At 39.8% G+C, this 15182-nt stretch carries 16 protein-coding genes; 10 read left to right on the forward strand and 6 right to left on the reverse strand.

Annotated features, from left to right (window positions below):
• Positions 1-57: 57 nt before the first annotated feature.
• The 5 genes from oppA to oppF all read left to right on the forward strand — a co-directional run bounded on the left by oppA (position 58) and on the right by oppF (position 5620).
• On the forward strand, positions 58-1698 hold the full coding sequence (gene oppA, locus G3341_RS09855; RefSeq protein ID WP_154623667.1) for an oligopeptide ABC transporter substrate-binding protein OppA: 1641 nt from the start codon (positions 58-60) through the stop codon (positions 1696-1698).
• Between the two features lie 78 nt (positions 1699-1776).
• The gene (gene oppB / locus G3341_RS09860) at positions 1777-2697 is read left to right on the forward strand and encodes an oligopeptide ABC transporter permease OppB (protein ID WP_154623666.1); all 921 of its coding nucleotides are present in this window, start codon (positions 1777-1779) and stop codon (positions 2695-2697) included.
• 15 nt (positions 2698-2712) lie between these two features.
• Positions 2713-3621 carry an oligopeptide ABC transporter permease OppC gene (oppC, locus tag G3341_RS09865; RefSeq protein ID WP_163861540.1) on the forward strand — a complete coding sequence of 303 codons (909 nt, stop codon included), beginning with the start codon at positions 2713-2715 and terminating at the stop codon, positions 3619-3621.
• Between the two features lie 11 nt (positions 3622-3632).
• Positions 3633-4622: an ABC transporter ATP-binding protein gene (locus G3341_RS09870; protein WP_163861543.1), complete on the forward strand. Its 990-nt coding sequence runs from the start codon at positions 3633-3635 to the stop codon at positions 4620-4622.
• Positions 4619-5620, forward strand: a complete 1002-nt coding sequence (gene oppF / locus G3341_RS09875; RefSeq protein ID WP_163861546.1) for a murein tripeptide/oligopeptide ABC transporter ATP binding protein OppF — start codon at positions 4619-4621, stop codon at positions 5618-5620. The genes G3341_RS09870 and oppF overlap by 4 nt, the downstream gene beginning before the upstream one ends.
• Before the next feature lie 71 nt (positions 5621-5691).
• Here oppF and G3341_RS09880 read toward each other — a convergent pair whose 3' ends face one another.
• Positions 5692-6024, reverse strand: coding sequence for an HI1450 family dsDNA-mimic protein (locus G3341_RS09880; RefSeq protein ID WP_154623663.1), 333 nt, complete (start codon positions 6022-6024; stop codon positions 5692-5694).
• 23 nt (positions 6025-6047) lie between these two features.
• On the reverse strand, positions 6048-7508 hold the full coding sequence (cls, locus tag G3341_RS09885; protein ID WP_154623662.1) for a cardiolipin synthase: 1461 nt from the start codon (positions 7506-7508) through the stop codon (positions 6048-6050).
• Positions 7509-7820: 312 nt separating this feature from the next.
• On the opposite strand from cls, the gene G3341_RS09890 reads away from it, so the two are divergent.
• Positions 7821-7994, forward strand: coding sequence for a YciY family protein (locus tag G3341_RS09890; RefSeq protein ID WP_154624651.1), 174 nt, complete (start codon positions 7821-7823; stop codon positions 7992-7994).
• 125 nt (positions 7995-8119) lie between these two features.
• The gene (locus tag G3341_RS09895; protein WP_154624650.1) at positions 8120-8857 is read left to right on the forward strand and encodes a TonB family protein; all 738 of its coding nucleotides are present in this window, start codon (positions 8120-8122) and stop codon (positions 8855-8857) included.
• A gap of 104 nt (positions 8858-8961) precedes the next feature.
• On the opposite strand, the gene yciA is transcribed toward G3341_RS09895, so the two are convergent.
• The gene (gene yciA, locus G3341_RS09900; protein WP_154624649.1) at positions 8962-9378 is read right to left on the reverse strand and encodes an acyl-CoA thioester hydrolase YciA; all 417 of its coding nucleotides are present in this window, start codon (positions 9376-9378) and stop codon (positions 8962-8964) included.
• 293 nt (positions 9379-9671) lie between these two features.
• On the opposite strand from yciA, the gene G3341_RS09905 reads away from it, so the two are divergent.
• The gene (locus G3341_RS09905; protein WP_154624648.1) at positions 9672-9866 is read left to right on the forward strand and encodes a YqaE/Pmp3 family membrane protein; all 195 of its coding nucleotides are present in this window, start codon (positions 9672-9674) and stop codon (positions 9864-9866) included.
• A gap of 63 nt (positions 9867-9929) precedes the next feature.
• On the opposite strand, the gene G3341_RS09910 is transcribed toward G3341_RS09905, so the two are convergent.
• A complete protein-coding gene (locus tag G3341_RS09910; protein WP_163861549.1) occupies positions 9930-10484 on the reverse strand; it encodes a septation protein A in 555 nt (184 codons plus the stop codon).
• 227 nt (positions 10485-10711) lie between these two features.
• Here G3341_RS09910 and G3341_RS09915 point away from each other — a divergent pair, with 227 nt between their 5' ends.
• Entirely contained in the window at positions 10712-12433 is a 1722-nt protein-coding gene (locus G3341_RS09915) for a SulP family inorganic anion transporter (RefSeq protein ID WP_163861552.1), read from the forward strand.
• A gap of 107 nt (positions 12434-12540) precedes the next feature.
• Here G3341_RS09915 and G3341_RS09920 read toward each other — a convergent pair whose 3' ends face one another.
• Entirely contained in the window at positions 12541-13293 is a 753-nt protein-coding gene (locus G3341_RS09920; protein WP_154624646.1) for a YciC family protein, read from the reverse strand.
• 421 nt (positions 13294-13714) lie between these two features.
• Here G3341_RS09920 and ompW point away from each other — a divergent pair, with 421 nt between their 5' ends.
• Positions 13715-14350, forward strand: a complete 636-nt coding sequence (ompW, locus tag G3341_RS09925; RefSeq protein ID WP_154635701.1) for an outer membrane protein OmpW — start codon at positions 13715-13717, stop codon at positions 14348-14350.
• A 318-nt stretch (positions 14351-14668) separates the two neighbouring features.
• Here the strand turns inward: ompW and G3341_RS09930 are convergent, their stop codons facing one another.
• Entirely contained in the window at positions 14669-14983 is a 315-nt protein-coding gene (locus G3341_RS09930; RefSeq protein ID WP_154624934.1) for a BON domain-containing protein, read from the reverse strand.
• Positions 14984-15182 lie beyond the last annotated feature (199 nt).

A 15182-nucleotide genomic window follows, 5' to 3' on the forward strand; every position in this document is an offset into this window, starting at 1 on the left:
GTAAGCATCACAATCCACAATATAACAATGAAATATGGTATGGGAGTAACGGATAAGATGAGTAAATACATTCATAAAACCATGGTTGCTTTAGGTGTTACTGCTGGATTGATGGCTGGAGGGATGACGAGTAGTGTTGCTGCAACGGTACCTGCTGGTGTTGAGCTTGCGCAGAAACAAACACTCGTTCGTAATAATGGCTCTGAACCTCAATCTCTTGATCCACATAAAATTGAAGGTGTTCCGGAATCCGCTTTAGCTCGTGATCTTTTTGAAGGTCTAACGATCGTTGGACCAAATGGTGAAATTTTGCCTGGCTCGGCAGTCAGCTGGGAAAATAAAGATTTTAAAGAATGGACTTTTAAAATTCGTGAGGGAGCTAAATGGTCAAATGGAGATCCCGTAACGGCCCACGATTTTGTCTATAGTTTCCAACGTCTTGTTGACCCTGATACCGCTTCTCCTTATGCAAGCTATTTACAGTATGCGCACTTGAAAAATGTAGATGACATTATTGTTGGTAAGAAAAAACCAGAAGAACTCGGTGTTAAAGCATTAGATGACCATACCCTTGTTCTCGAATTGAGTGAAGCAGTACCGTATATCCCTAAACTTTTGATCCATTCTTCAATGTCACCAGTAAACAAAAAAGTGATTGAAAAATATGGTGCAAAATGGACTCAACCACAAAACTTTGTGGGGAATGGGGCTTATAAATTAAAAGACTGGACAGTCAATGAACGCATTGTCCTTGAGCGTAGCCCGAGCTATTGGGATAATGCTAATACCATTATCGACCAAGTCACTTACCTACCAATTTCCTCTGAAGTTACCGATGTTAACCGTTACCGTAGCGGTGAAATCGACATGACTTACAGTAATTTACCCATTGAGCAATTTAAAACGCTGCAAAAAAATATGCCAGATGAGCTACGGGTAAATCCTTATCTGTGTATCTATTACTATGAAATTAACAACGAAAAGCCACCCTTTAATGATCCTCGTGTAAGGGAAGCATTAAAACTTTCTATGGATAGAGACGTCATTACTTATAAAGTGAAAGCTCAAGGCGATATCCCTGCTTATGGGTTTACACCACCATTTACCAACGGCATGAAAACGGAAAAGCCAGATTGGTATGCGAATATGACGCAAGAGCAGCGCAACGAAAAAGCGAAACAGCTGCTCGAAGAAGCGGGTTACAACAAAGCAAATCCATTGAAGTTTAATTTATTGTATAACACCTCTGATTTACATAAGCGTATTGCGATTGCCGCTTCCTCAATGTGGAAGAAAAACATTGGCGCAGAAGTCAAATTAGAAAACCAAGAGTGGAAAACTTTCTTAGATAGCCGACATCAAGGCGCTTATGATGTTGCTCGTGCTGGTTGGTGTGCAGACTATAACGAACCTTCTTCTTTCCTCAATATGCTACTGTCCCATAGTAGTAATAATACTGTTCATTATAAGAATAAAGACTTCGATGCTACGATGAAACAGACGTTGCAAGTGAAAACGGATGAAGAACGTGCCGATCTCTATGATAAAGCTGAAAAAATCTTAGATAAAGATTCCGCTGTTGTGCCATTGTACTACTATGTAAACACGCGTTTAGTTAAACCGTATGTGGGGGGTTATACAGGTAAAGACCCTCTCGATAACCTTCATACTAAAGACCTTTATATTATTAAGCACTAACAATAACAGTCCGGCTCTGAGGAGCCGGACAACAATGTGATGATTGGTCCGGCTAAGCAACAGATGTAGGGAAGGGCAATGTTAAAATTTATTATACGTCGCTTACTAGAAGCGATTCCGACACTTTTTATTCTTATTACGATTTCATTTTTTATGATGCGGTTAGCACCAGGCAGCCCTTTCACGGGAGAACGTAAACTACCGCCTGAAGTTATGGCGAATATAGAAGCGAAATATCACTTAAATGATCCGATGTATAAGCAATATTTCAACTATTTAGTGCAATTATCTAAAGGTGATTTTGGCCCATCATTTAAATATAAAGACTATAGTGTTAACGACTTAGTCGCGAAAGCATTTCCTGTCTCTGCAAAATTAGGGGCTACTGCCTTTATCGTTGCCGTATTCTTTGGTGTGTCTGCTGGCGTTATTGCCGCATTAAATCAAAATAGTAAATGGGACTTTACGGTCATGGGGTTTGCCATGACGGGGGTTGTCATCCCCAGCTTTGTAGTGGCACCGCTATTGGTGCTGATTTTCGCCATTCATTTGAAATGGCTCCCTGGTGGTGGCTGGGACGGCGGTAATATCAAACACATGATATTACCGATGGTGGCATTATCGCTAGCCTATATTGCAAGCATCTCACGTATTACACGTGGCTCAATGATAGAGATTATGCACTCAAACTTCATTCGTACTGCGCGTGCAAAAGGCTTACCACTTCGTACTATCATCTTACGTCATGCATTGAAACCTGCTTTGCTTCCTGTGCTTTCGTATATGGGGCCTGCATTTGTGGGGATTATCACAGGTTCAATGGTGATAGAAACGATTTTTGGTTTACCAGGCATTGGGCAATTATTTGTTAATGGTGCATTGAACCGTGACTATTCATTGGTTCTTAGTCTAACAATTTTAGTCGGTGTATTGACCATTGCCTTTAATGCGATTGTCGATGTGTTATACGCTGTTATCGACCCGAAAATTCGTTATTAATCCGGAGAAGACACTGTGTTATTGAATCAAAAGAATAGTGAAGCTCTGGAAAAACTTTCGGAGCAATTAGATATTGAAGGGCGTAGTTTGTGGCAGGATGCACGACGTCGATTTATGCATAACCGTGCTGCAATATTTAGCCTGTTTGTCCTATTTTTGATTACGTTATTTGTGATTTTTGCACCGATGTTATCCCCCTTTTTATATGATGATACGGACTGGGAAATGATGTCGATGCCGCCAGATATGGCGAGTGGGCACTATTTTGGTACCGATGCTTCTGGTCGAGATCTTTTAGTTAGGGTCGCTATCGGTGGGCGTATCTCTCTGATGGTTGGAGTCGCTGCTGCACTTGTGGCTGTTATTGTGGGCACACTTTATGGCTCTCTGGCTGGCTATGTTGGTGGAAAAGTAGACTCCTTTATGATGCGTTTATTGGAGATCTTAAACTCATTTCCATTTATGTTCTTTGTGATTTTGCTAGTGACATTATTTGGCACGAATATCTTATTGATATTTGTCGCTATTGGTATGGTTTCTTGGTTGGATATGGCGCGTATCGTGCGTGGGCAAACCTTAGGGCTGAAACGAAAAGAATTTATTGAGGCCGCTTTAGTTTGTGGTGTGAGCACTCGCCACATTATTTTACGCCATATTGTTCCTAACGTATTAGGTGTTGTTGTCGTGTATGCATCATTACTCGTGCCAAGTATGATCTTATTTGAATCGTTTTTAAGCTTTCTCGGGTTAGGTACTCAAGAGCCGTTGAGTAGTTGGGGCGCATTATTAAGTGATGGTGCTAATTCTATGGAAGTGACGCCATGGTTATTATTGATCCCAGCGTGTTTTCTTGTTGTCACACTATTTTGTTTTAACTTTATCGGCGATGGTTTACGTGATGCCCTCGACCCGAAAGACCGCTAGAGGGAATGACTATGTCTGAAATTAAATCATCTAACCCTCTACTGAGAGTTAAAGATCTCAACGTCACTTTTTCAACGCCAGATGGTGATGTAACAGCCGTTAATAAACTGAATTTTGAATTACGTGCCGGTGAAACCTTAGGTATTGTGGGAGAATCAGGTTCAGGAAAATCCCAAACGGCTTTCGCTCTCATGGGGTTGTTAGCCCGTAATGGCAAAATAGGTGGCTCGGCCATATTTAATGGTCGTGAAATCCTTAATTTAAAAGAAAAGGATTTGAATAGGATGCGAGCAGAAGAGATTTCGATTATCTTCCAAGATCCTATGACGTCATTAAATCCTTACTTAAAAATTGGAACACAATTATCTGAAGTGCTAATGCTGCATAAAGGTATGGGGAAACAGGAAGCTTTTGAAGAGTCCGTACGTATGCTCGATGCAGTAAAAATGCCAGAAGCCCGTAAAAGAATGAATATGTATCCTCATGAATTTTCTGGTGGGATGCGTCAACGTGTCATGATCGCCATGGCATTATTGTGTCAGCCTAAATTATTGATAGCGGATGAACCGACAACGGCATTAGATGTTACGGTTCAAGCGCAGATCATGACGTTATTAAATGAACTGAAACAAGAGTTTGATACCGCTATTATTTTGATCACTCATGACTTAGGCGTGGTTGCTGGGGTGTGTGACAAAGTTCTGGTGATGTATGCAGGGCGTACCATGGAATACGGCACAGCGCGCGATATTTTTTATCATCCTTCTCATCCCTATTCGTTGGGATTACTTGCAGCAGTACCGCGTTTGGATGGTGATGATGAAAGCCTCGCAACCATACCTGGTAACCCGCCTAATTTGTTGCGCCTGCCAAAAGGCTGCCCATTTTCTCCGCGCTGCCAATATGCGAATGAACAATGTATTGAACATGAGCCTGAGCTGAGCGTCTTTTCAACGGATCGTTTGAGAGCTTGCTTTAATCCAGTGGAGGAGTTGGTATGACACAGCATGAAAATAGACCCGTTTTGCTCGAAGTTAATGATTTAAAAGTTCATTTTGCTATTCGAGACAAAAAACAATGGTTCTGGCAGCCTGATAAAAGTTTAAAGGCGGTTGATGGTGTGACACTGCGCTTATATGAAGGTGAAACACTGGGTGTCGTGGGGGAATCTGGGTGTGGAAAGTCCACTTTTGCTCGCGCTATTATTGGGTTAGTGAAATCATCGGGAGGCACCGTCAGTTGGTTAGGACGTGATTTACTAGGGTTAAATGAAAAACAGTGGCGAGACGTACGTAACGACATTCAAATGATTTTCCAAGACCCTTTGGCGTCACTAAATCCGCGTATGACAATCGGTGATATCATCGCTGAACCGTTGAAAACCTATAATCCAAAGATGCGTCAATCTGAAGTGACGGAAAAAGTCAGAAAAATGATGATGCGAGTAGGGTTATTACCCAATTTAATCAACCGTTATCCTCACGAGTTTTCTGGTGGACAATGTCAGCGTATTGGGATTGCAAGAGCACTGATCCTTGAACCTAAACTCGTTATTTGTGATGAACCAGTATCTGCACTTGATGTGTCCATTCAAGCACAGGTGGTTAATTTATTGCAAGAATTGCAAAGGGAAATGGGCTTATCCTTGATCTTTATTGCTCATGATTTGGCCGTCGTAAAGCATATTTCTGACCGGGTATTAGTGATGTATTTAGGTAATGCGGTTGAGTTGGGAACCTATGATGAGGTGTATAACAATCCTCTTCATCCTTATACGAAAGCCTTGATGTCAGCAGTGCCTGTTCCTGATCCGGATAAAGAGAAAAATAAAGCGATAGAGTTATTGGAAGGGGAATTACCTTCTCCCATTAATCCACCGTCGGGTTGTGTGTTTAGAACTCGTTGCCCATTAGCTGATGAAGGTTGTGCGAAAACGAAGCCTTTGTTAGAGGGAAGTTTTAAACATGCGGTATCTTGTTTAAAGGTTGATCCACTTTAACGATGAAATTTAAAAGGGCCGTTAGGCCCTTTTTTAATGCGTATTTTATGCGAAAGCCGTATCAATATTGATCAACGCTTCCATAAAATATGGTGGAAGGGAACGGCTGGATTACGGCTAATCAAAACTCGAGCAAAGATATCGTTAATATCTTCATCTGCGGATTGCGCTAAGCCAATAATCACTTCGCTAAAATTTTCTAAATTAAATTCAGGTTGAATAATGCTTTGCCAATGCGAAGTCAGTGGCACAATTTCAGCAGCGCCACACTCTTCAAATTGCAGGGCAAAAATCACCTGATCAGCAGGCTCTAAGTTTGTCATAGCGCCTTCTAGGAACAAGTCATAGGCTATTTCAATGATTTCATCCTCATCGATAAGTTGTACAGTTAGTGGCTTAGTCATGACAGTTCCTAAAGTTAAATAAATTACAATAACGGGCTAAAGAAGTAGCATAAACGTTCAACAACGCGATTCCAGAATGGTCGTTGTTCCCATTCCTCGATTTCGAGTCGTGTAGAACGGGCGATATAATCATACTGTACCATCGTTAGGTCGCTACCAAAGTTTTTATCATCGATCACAACGGTGATTTCAAAATTCAGCCATAAACTCCGCATATCCAAGTTGACCGAGCCTACGAGGCTAAGCTCTCCATCAACTAGAACACTTTTCGTGTGCAAGAGTCCATCTTCAAATTGATAAATTTTGACGCCGGCTTCTAACAACTCAGAATAAAACGAACGGCTTGCCCAACGAACAAGAAACGAGTCATTTTGCCTTGGCATCACAATACTGACATCGACTCCACGCATTGCTGCGGTGCAAATAGCGTGTAATAAATCATCACTAGGAACGAAATAAGGCGTAGTCATTATGAGCTGTTTACGAGCGGAGAAAATCGCCGTCATTAATGATTGTTGAATCAACTCGTCAGGGAAACCTGGACCAGAAGCAATCATTTGCGTGGTATGACCGTTAGCTTGTTCAAATGGCATAATATTGGTGTCTGGTGGCGGTGGCAAAATACGTTGTCCCGTCTCCATTTCCCAATCAAACGCATAAACAATACCTAACGTGGTACTGACAGGGCCTTCCATACGTACCAAAATATCGACCCATTCACCCACACCAGCATCCTGCTTGAAATAGCGTGGGTCAACCATATTCATACTTCCGGTATAAGAGATATAGTTATCGATCACCACAATTTTACGGTGTTGACGTAAATCCATGCGGCGCAAGAAAAAACGCATTAGATTTACTTTTAATGATTCAACAAATTCAATTCCAGCAGCCCGCATTTTGGCGGGGTAATCGCTACGGAAAAAATGCCAACTACCCGCAGAGTCCACCATAATGCGGCATCTTACACCACGTTTAGCCGCGTTGAGTAAGGCTTCGGTAACGCCATCGACTAATCCACCGGGTTGCCAGATATAAAATACCATTTCAATAGAATGCTGTGCATTGTTGATATCGTTGACGATAGATTTAAGGGATTCTTCACAAGTAGTCAGGAGCTGAATGCGATTCCCTTTAACGCCAGCAATACCTTGGCGTTTTTCACACAACTGAAAAAGTGGCTCGGCGACAGGGCTATTTTCAGTGGCAAAAATATGTTTTGAATGACGCAAGTTTTCAAGCCAAGTCGCGACAGATGGCCACATTTGCTGTGCTTTATCAACACGCCGTTTCCCCAAATGGAGCTCGCCGAATGCAATATAGGCGATAATACCGACTAATGGCAGAATATAGATAATTAATAACCATGTCATCGCTGAGGTGACAGGGCGTCGTTTCACAAGAATTCGAACGGTAATTGCTGCAATTATTAACCAATATAAGAAAAACAATAACCAGCTCAATAGCGTATACACGGTTGCCATAATCGATTACATGCCTCACAAAATAGGAGAGTGTAAAAATAGTCAAAAAATGAAATAGACCTTATAAAATAAAAACTGATGTTAATCCTAATAGAATTTAGCAAAAAGTCATCTTAAAAGCTTTGCTAAATCTTATAGATTAATAATGAAAAAACAATTTATTCTCTTGATAGTTATCTTTTGATATCAAATTCATGCAGAGTTGAAATATTTTACCAATTTTAAGGTTATTCTTGGCTAGCGCGACTAAAGGTCTATAATATTTTACCAATTTCACTCGTAGTTAAATTCAGTAATCAAAAGGATAAAAAAATGAGACGTAGTAGGCATGAAGTGGGTCGCTGGCGGATGTTAAGACAATCCTTAAGACGCCGTCGACGCTGGCTTGAAGGGCATTCAAGGCGCAATATGCATATCTACTCAATCAGAAAATTTGATATCTATAAACGCCGCCGTTCCTTACTATTTACCCAGTGGAGTGAGTAAAAAGAGTAGGGCTCAGTCTCACAATTTTCACTTTGAATGACAAACCTTATTGAATATGATTGCTATTTGCATTTAAACTATCGATCATATTCTTTAGGTTGAAAGTCGTAGGGTAGAAAATTCGTATGCGTTGGATCCGTTGGCCTCTTATTATTATCATTTCGTTGTCTATTCATGCAGGGCTTGCTATGGCATGGATTTTCAATCAGCCGAAGACAGCAACCGTGGTGGAGCCTATGACGATAGCCATGGTTGCATTTGAGTCGGATGAACCCGCGGTCGAGCCTGCCGCCGCTCAACCGGAACCAACGCCACAACCTGAACCAGAACCTGAGCCAGAACCAGAACCTATTGTTGAACCTGAACCCGTTGTTGAACCGGCTATCGCATTAGAAAAGAAACCTGAAGTTAAGAAAAAGCCAAAGCCTAAAAAAGAAGAAAAACGTGAAGTTAAGAAAGAGGCGAAGCCAGTTGAAAAACAGCTAGCAAACAACGATTTAAAACCGCTATCTAACTTGAATGCCGCGGCGCCTAAATCAACGGCGAATGTCACTGCAAACAACAAAGGGGCAACGAGCTCTCAATCTACCAGTCAACGTGGACCTAAAGCTATCCGTAAACAGGCTCCTTCTTACCCAGAACGTGCTCGCCGTTTAGGTAAAGATGGTTACGTTAAGGTTCGCTATGACATTGATGCTGATGGGCGTGTTACCAATATTGAGTTTGTAGAAGCAACGCCAAAAGGTTTATTTGAACGTGACGTAAAACGCGCGATGAATCGTTGGACATTCGAAAAATTGCCTGCAAAAGGTTATGTGACGGAAATATATTTCAAAATTGATGGCACAGTAAGCCAAGTGTAAAGCCGTTTTGTTAAACGATAGAGAAAATAAAACGCCCCCAGAAACGGCTAAATAGGTTTTGGGGGCGTTATTGATTGGTCAGGTACTCGAATTGATATGCAAAGTTACTCAGTGCTCTCTAACTGAAAATATTGTTTTTCCTGAGGTAGTTGACGAGGCGAATTATCATCATTAACAGCCACATAGGTGAAAACGGCATCTGTTGCTCGATAACGATGACCCACTGGCTCTGTCGCCACTTTTTTTACCCATACTTCAATATTAATGGTAATGGAGCTTTTACCTGTTTTTAAACAACGCGCATAGCAGCAAACCACATCACCAACGGCGACAGGTTTTTGAAATTTAATGCCATTTACGGCAACAGTGACAACGCGCCCAAGTGCAATTTCTTTTGCTAAAATTGCACCGCCAATATCCATTTGAGACATTAACCAGCCACCAAAAATATCACCATTTGCATTTGTATCTGCTGGCATGGCTAAAGTACGTAAGACTAATTCCCCGTTTGGTAATTGCATATCAAACTCTTTATCAAAATATAGAAATATTTAAACCCATTCTCATCATAAACTAGAATGAGCGTATCCGTCACGATGAATCATGAACTGATACGCTTATTGCTGTTAAAAGCGTCAAAAGATAACTGGAATGTGTTATCAATAGCTTTTTATAAGGCAATAAAAGCAAATAAATAGACTAAAAATATGCAAAGAAACTGCAAGAAGTGTTTTTTATATTTCATATTGAGACTTGACTGTCTACAATGGCAAAATATTTGCTAAAGTTGGGTCGTAAACTCTAGGGAGATAATATGAGATTGATATTGGCAATTTTATTACCTTGGTTACAGTTTTTTACTATCGGTCGCCCATTCGCCGGCATTATTTGCCTCATTCTACAAATTACGTTAATTGGTTGGCTTCCTGCCGCAATTTGGTCAGTGTATGCCTTATCCCAATACAATACAGATAAGAAAATAGATCAGGCTCTCGGAAGAGGCCGTTAAAAATAAAAAAACCTGCAAATGCAGGTTTTCTTTTTTTTTATTCGTAATCGCGTAACTAATCTATTACTTTTCTTGTTCGATGGGTTCTTTCGACATGTTTTTGTAAATATAAATAACACTGAGGACAGTAAAAATTAACGTTCCCGCGGTTAAACCAAACACTTTAAAATTCATCCAAGTATCCAGCGATAACCAAAACGCGATATAGATATTTAATGCCGCACAGACAATAAAGAAAATAGCCCATGCGCTATTTAATTTAACCCAATGACTATCTTGTAACTTAATTTCTTGATTACTACCTAACATACGCTGAATTAATGGTTTTTTAGTGAACCATTGGCTGATCAGTAATGCCAAAGCAAATAATGCATAAATAATGGTTACTTTCCATTTGATAAAGGCGTCACTGTGGAAAATCAAGGTGAGGGAAGCAAACACCATCACCAGTATACAAGTGATTTTTGCGACTTTTTCGACGTGTTTATAAATCAGGTATGTTGCGAGTAATGCTAAAGGGGTTGCTACCAGTAACGCACCGCTGGCATAAAAAATATCATAACTTTTATAGACAATAAAAAATATCACCAAAGGGATAAAATCAATAAGTTGTTTCATAACAGTGAGTACCACAGCCTCGCATAAAGATAATGGGGTAGTTTAACCGATTTTTAGATGAGTTGTTAAGAATTTGCTTCTTTTTACCAATAAACACGCTTTGTTACCAATCATATTTGCATTATTTTACGGTTATTTGAGATAAGTGATAGATAATCTTTGATACTTCAGATATATATAGTATCTATAATAATTTAACTCATTAATTTTTAGAGAGTTTTCTGACAATGATAAAGGCGCGACTGTTTGTCTGGATGCCCGGCTTAGAAACGTTATTTCATTATCGTTTTGCTGACTTAGGTCCTGATGTTAAAGCGGGTTTATCGGTTGCAGCAGTCGCTTTGCCTGTCGCAATTGCTTATGCTGAACTGATGGGAATTAATGCCATTATCGGTTTATATACATGCATTTTCCCAATGATTTTTTATGCATTATTTGGCACATCAAAACAATTGATTATCGGCCCTGACGCTGCAACTTGTGCGGTGATTGCCGCTGCGGTTAGCCCTTTGGCGATGGGGGATGAAGCAACGCGATGGCAATTGATTATTGTTATGAGTCTCATGACGGGAATGTGGTGTTTGATTGCGGCTCGGTTTAGGTTAGGCACGTTTGCTGATTTTTTATCGCGACCAATTTTACAAGGGCTGTTAAATGGTGTTGCTATTACTATTATTGTCAGCCAAATCGGTAAAGTTTTTGGTATCGTCGATTTGCCGAGTGGTTTTATTGAGCGCTTAGTCGCTTTTCCAACCGCATTATTGGCTACCCATATTCCCACTTTGTTGATGTCAGTTATGACATTCATCATTATCATTACAATAAAAAAAATACGTAGCATGTGGCCATCATTATTGATTGCGATGATCTTTGCTACATTCGTCAGTTATGTTTTCGACATTGAAAAATATGGAATTAGTGTGGTGGGGGATTTGGGGGAAGGGCTTCCTTTCATTCCTATGCCGCAATTTAACCCAGGATTGATGCGTGATTTAATTACCCCTTCTTTAAACTTGGCTGTCATAAGCTTTGTGAGTTTTATGATGACAGCGAGAAGTTTCGCCAGTAAAAATGGCTATAGCATCGACGCTGATCAAGAATTACGCGCTTTAGGTATGGCCAATATTGCGTCAGCATTCTCTCAAGGATTTGCGGTTAGTGCGGCCAGTAGTCGTACCGCGGTAAATGATATGATGGGGGGGAAAACTCAGCTGGTCTCGATTGTTGCTGCTGTCGCGATTGCAATGGTGCTGCTTTTTTCTGTCGATTTATTGGAATATATACCGATGCCTGCATTGGGTGTGGTGTTAATTGTTTCGACGTGGTCATTGCTCAGTATTCGTAATATAGGGTCTATGCGCAAACGCAATAAGCAAGCCTTTACTCTGAGTATCTTTACACTCGGTGCGGTATTAGTTGCTGGGCTGATAAATGGTGTTGGCTTAGCGGTTTTGCTTGGATTATTACAGTTTATTCGCGTTATTTTCCGTCCAACAGACCAACTGTTAGGGGTTGATGACCAAGGGATGCTACATTCAATTTCTAAAGATAATGGCGTTCAACCTGTTGAAGGTGTGTTGATCTATCGGTTTAACTCACCATTGACCTATTTTAACGTTAATTATTTTAAAGAACGTTTAAATAAACATTTGGATAATCAGCCCAAACGTCCAGCATGGGTGATCGTTGATGCCGCTGTTAGCTTCACTCATAACGATGTAAGCGTTTTTTCTGCGTTAAATGATATCGTGACGGCGTTAAAAGCAAAAGGGGTAACACTGGTACTGGCGGGGCGTAGAACATCAATCAACAGCTGGTTGGAGAAGAATAAAATTAATCGTTCAGACGATGACCTGTTGGTTGTACCTGATATCTATTTTGCTATTCGTCTGATCCAAAGTAAGCAACAGAAGCAGCTAAAAGAGCTGGAATCACCTGATCCCGAATAACGCCGAGATATTGATTAGCGTTAATGATGCTAGGCTATAAAGTCAAACGGCACCTTAATGAGAGAACATTTAAGGTGCCGTTGAGCGTCATTTTTAATCAGTAATGATTACTTTTGAGTGATCAGCATATATAACCGATAAAAATACAACAACGCGAAAGCAGCAATGATGTTGTTGATGAAAAAGGACAACCCATTAGCAACGATGTGATTGAGTTGGAGTTTGTTAATTAATATGCTGACGAGCATTTGCGATGCCATCCAAATCAGAACCATCGGTAATACCACTCGCCAGTTGGCATAGGCCATTTTCCAACTTTTCCCCATTGCGCTAAAGGGATTAACATTTTCACTCATGAGTACCGCGGGGGCTAATGAGAAGCCAATAGCCAGCACTATCCCTGGGATCAGCATAATAGTGATGCCGAGTTGCACCAGCAAAGAGCAGACAACTAACAGCAAAAACATAGAAGGCGCTTTAGGTAAAGATGCTGATAACGCTTGAGTTGCGGTGATGTCTTCGCCACGGGATAACCCCGCAATATAGGATAAAACACCGCAAATCAAGATTAGGCTACCAAAGGTAACCGATAGGATAAGACCAAAAGAAACGCGTAAGATACTGCTTTTATCTTCTTCCGAAAGGTCTTGTACCCAATTTTGTAAGCCTGAATTTCCTGAATCAATTAATTGTGCCTGTGCATTATACAAAACGGCAAGCATATGGGCATTTGGTACCATTATTGCGTAAATCACAACACTGACAACCGTTGCTAACAGCACAATTGTGAATAGGCCACCCAACTGATTCTTGAAAAAATTCACACTATCATTGATGAGTGAGTTGGCCGAAATGGACATGTAACTGCTCCTATCTACAAAAACGGGACAAAATTTTAGGTGATTGTAACCGAGTATCTAACGTATAGGTAGAGAAAGTTCAGATAAGACGAGGGGTGAGCAAAAAAGGATAAATGCGGATTATTATTTCATGAAGGACTATTGTTATCTTAAATAGATCTAACTCTACATAAGATGCATTTAAAATATAATTTATATCTTTTGAATAAAATAACAAAAGCGAGGGATCAATTCTTATTTTAAACGTATACCTGACAAAAATTGATTTAAATCAAAATTAAAAAATTTATAAATGAAATAATAAATTCAACGTAGTCAGATTAGGTCATTTTTATTAAAAGATGTGATCTTGATTTGAACATTAAATAAAATTAAACGGTATATTTTATACCAAAATAAAAACACAGGAATGGGATTAATAATGAAAAAACTCACTGCGCTTGTCTTAGCTGCTGCAACTCTTGCACCAGCAGCTTCATTTGCTCATGAAGCTGGCGATTTTATTTTCCGTGCGGGTACTGCAACTGTTCGTCCAAATGCAGGATCTGAAGATGTATTAAATCTTGGTCACTTTAATGCGAATAATAATACTCAATTAGGTCTGACATTCAGCTACATGGTGACAGATAATATTGGTGTGGAATTATTAGCTGCGACACCATTTGAGCATAAAGTTAGTTTAGGTGAATTAGGTAATATTGCGACAGTCCATCATTTACCACCAACATTAATGGCGCAATATTATTTTGGTAGCAAAGAAGATAAATTACGCCCATACCTAGGTGCGGGTCTTAACTATACCTTCTTCTTTGATGAGAAATTCAATTCAGGCGCTAAACAGCTTGGTTTGAGCGACCTAGACCTATCAAGCTCATGGGGCTTTGCTGCACAAGCAGGTATGGACTACATGCTAACGGATAACTGGATGTTGAACGCTTCAGTTTGGTGGATGGATATCGACACTGACGTTAAATTCAAATTCCAAGGTGAGCAACATAAAATTGATACTCGCTTAGACCCATTTGTATTTATGTTTGGTGCGGGTTACCGTTTCTAATCAATTTGTATTGAAGACCTTAGATAATAGGTAAAAAATTAACTCTAATGGATGAGAGTGTCATCGTAAATCCGAGAATCTATATTCTCGGATTTTTTTATTAAGAAATAATATATCCGAAAAATAATCGCTGAGTTTTTATAAATTATCTGTCAGGAAATAATAAAGCCACATCTGTTAACAATAATTAAACATGCACGTAACTCATTGCGTTATAATAAATGGCAGTGATCATTTTATTGAGATATATAAAATTAATTTAGGCTATCAATATCAGCCCAAATTGAGCTGATATTGATAAAATTGACAGGTAACCGTTTAGCGGATTTTCATTGAATCAATCACAGACTGAACGCCTTTGACCTTTTTCGTTGTTTCAATCGCTTTATTAGCGTCAGCTCTTGAATCAACAAAACCACTTAATTGCACTCGGCCTTTAAAGGTTTCAACACTGATTTGTGTTGATTTTAAATCCTTCTCAGCCAGTAGCGCTGATTTTACTTTAGTTGTAATGACAGTATCATCAATATAACCACCGGTACCTTCAGATTTGTCTGTTGGTGCGCAGGCCGCGAGTGTGAAAGCCATAAAGATAGCGACAAATAATGCACTAACGGATTTGAATAATTTCATCCTTTTATCTCCTAACGTTTCAAACTACAAAATACGTTGATTGTTAAGTCATCCAGCAAAAATTTATCAGAGACTATAGATCATGGTGTATCACTGATAATTTTAGTATCAGTAGAAAGCGAAAAAAATTCAACTTAAAGAAGAAAATAGTGGGTATAAAATAGATAGGGTAGACAGATTGCCATATAAGATATGGGCA

Source organism: Providencia vermicola, assembly GCF_010748935.1.
Classification (GTDB): domain Bacteria; phylum Pseudomonadota; class Gammaproteobacteria; order Enterobacterales; family Enterobacteriaceae; genus Providencia; species Providencia zhejiangensis.

Excerpts from the sequence above, each read along its gene's own strand:
- G3341_RS09870 (WP_163861543.1), top strand. The coding sequence starts at position 3,633 with ATGTCTGAAATTAAATCATCTAACCCTCTACTGAGAGTTAAAGATCTC.
- G3341_RS09920 (WP_154624646.1), bottom strand. The coding sequence starts at position 13,293 with ATGTCCATTTCGGCCAACTCACTCATCAATGATAGTGTGAATTTTTTC.
- G3341_RS09910 (WP_163861549.1), bottom strand. The coding sequence starts at position 10,484 with ATGAAACAACTTATTGATTTTATCCCTTTGGTGATATTTTTTATTGTC.
- oppA (WP_154623667.1), top strand. The coding sequence starts at position 58 with ATGAGTAAATACATTCATAAAACCATGGTTGCTTTAGGTGTTACTGCT.
- yciA (WP_154624649.1), bottom strand. The coding sequence starts at position 9,378 with ATGCAATTACCAAACGGGGAATTAGTCTTACGTACTTTAGCCATGCCA.
- G3341_RS09890 (WP_154624651.1), top strand. The coding sequence starts at position 7,821 with ATGAGACGTAGTAGGCATGAAGTGGGTCGCTGGCGGATGTTAAGACAA.
- G3341_RS09930 (WP_154624934.1), bottom strand. The coding sequence starts at position 14,983 with ATGAAATTATTCAAATCCGTTAGTGCATTATTTGTCGCTATCTTTATG.
- ompW (WP_154635701.1), top strand. The coding sequence starts at position 13,715 with ATGAAAAAACTCACTGCGCTTGTCTTAGCTGCTGCAACTCTTGCACCA.
- oppB (WP_154623666.1), top strand. The coding sequence starts at position 1,777 with ATGTTAAAATTTATTATACGTCGCTTACTAGAAGCGATTCCGACACTT.
- G3341_RS09905 (WP_154624648.1), top strand. The coding sequence starts at position 9,672 with ATGAGATTGATATTGGCAATTTTATTACCTTGGTTACAGTTTTTTACT.
- G3341_RS09915 (WP_163861552.1), top strand. The coding sequence starts at position 10,712 with ATGATAAAGGCGCGACTGTTTGTCTGGATGCCCGGCTTAGAAACGTTA.
- G3341_RS09880 (WP_154623663.1), bottom strand. The coding sequence starts at position 6,024 with ATGACTAAGCCACTAACTGTACAACTTATCGATGAGGATGAAATCATT.
- oppF (WP_163861546.1), top strand. The coding sequence starts at position 4,619 with ATGACACAGCATGAAAATAGACCCGTTTTGCTCGAAGTTAATGATTTA.
- G3341_RS09895 (WP_154624650.1), top strand. The coding sequence starts at position 8,120 with ATGCGTTGGATCCGTTGGCCTCTTATTATTATCATTTCGTTGTCTATT.
- cls (WP_154623662.1), bottom strand. The coding sequence starts at position 7,508 with ATGGCAACCGTGTATACGCTATTGAGCTGGTTATTGTTTTTCTTATAT.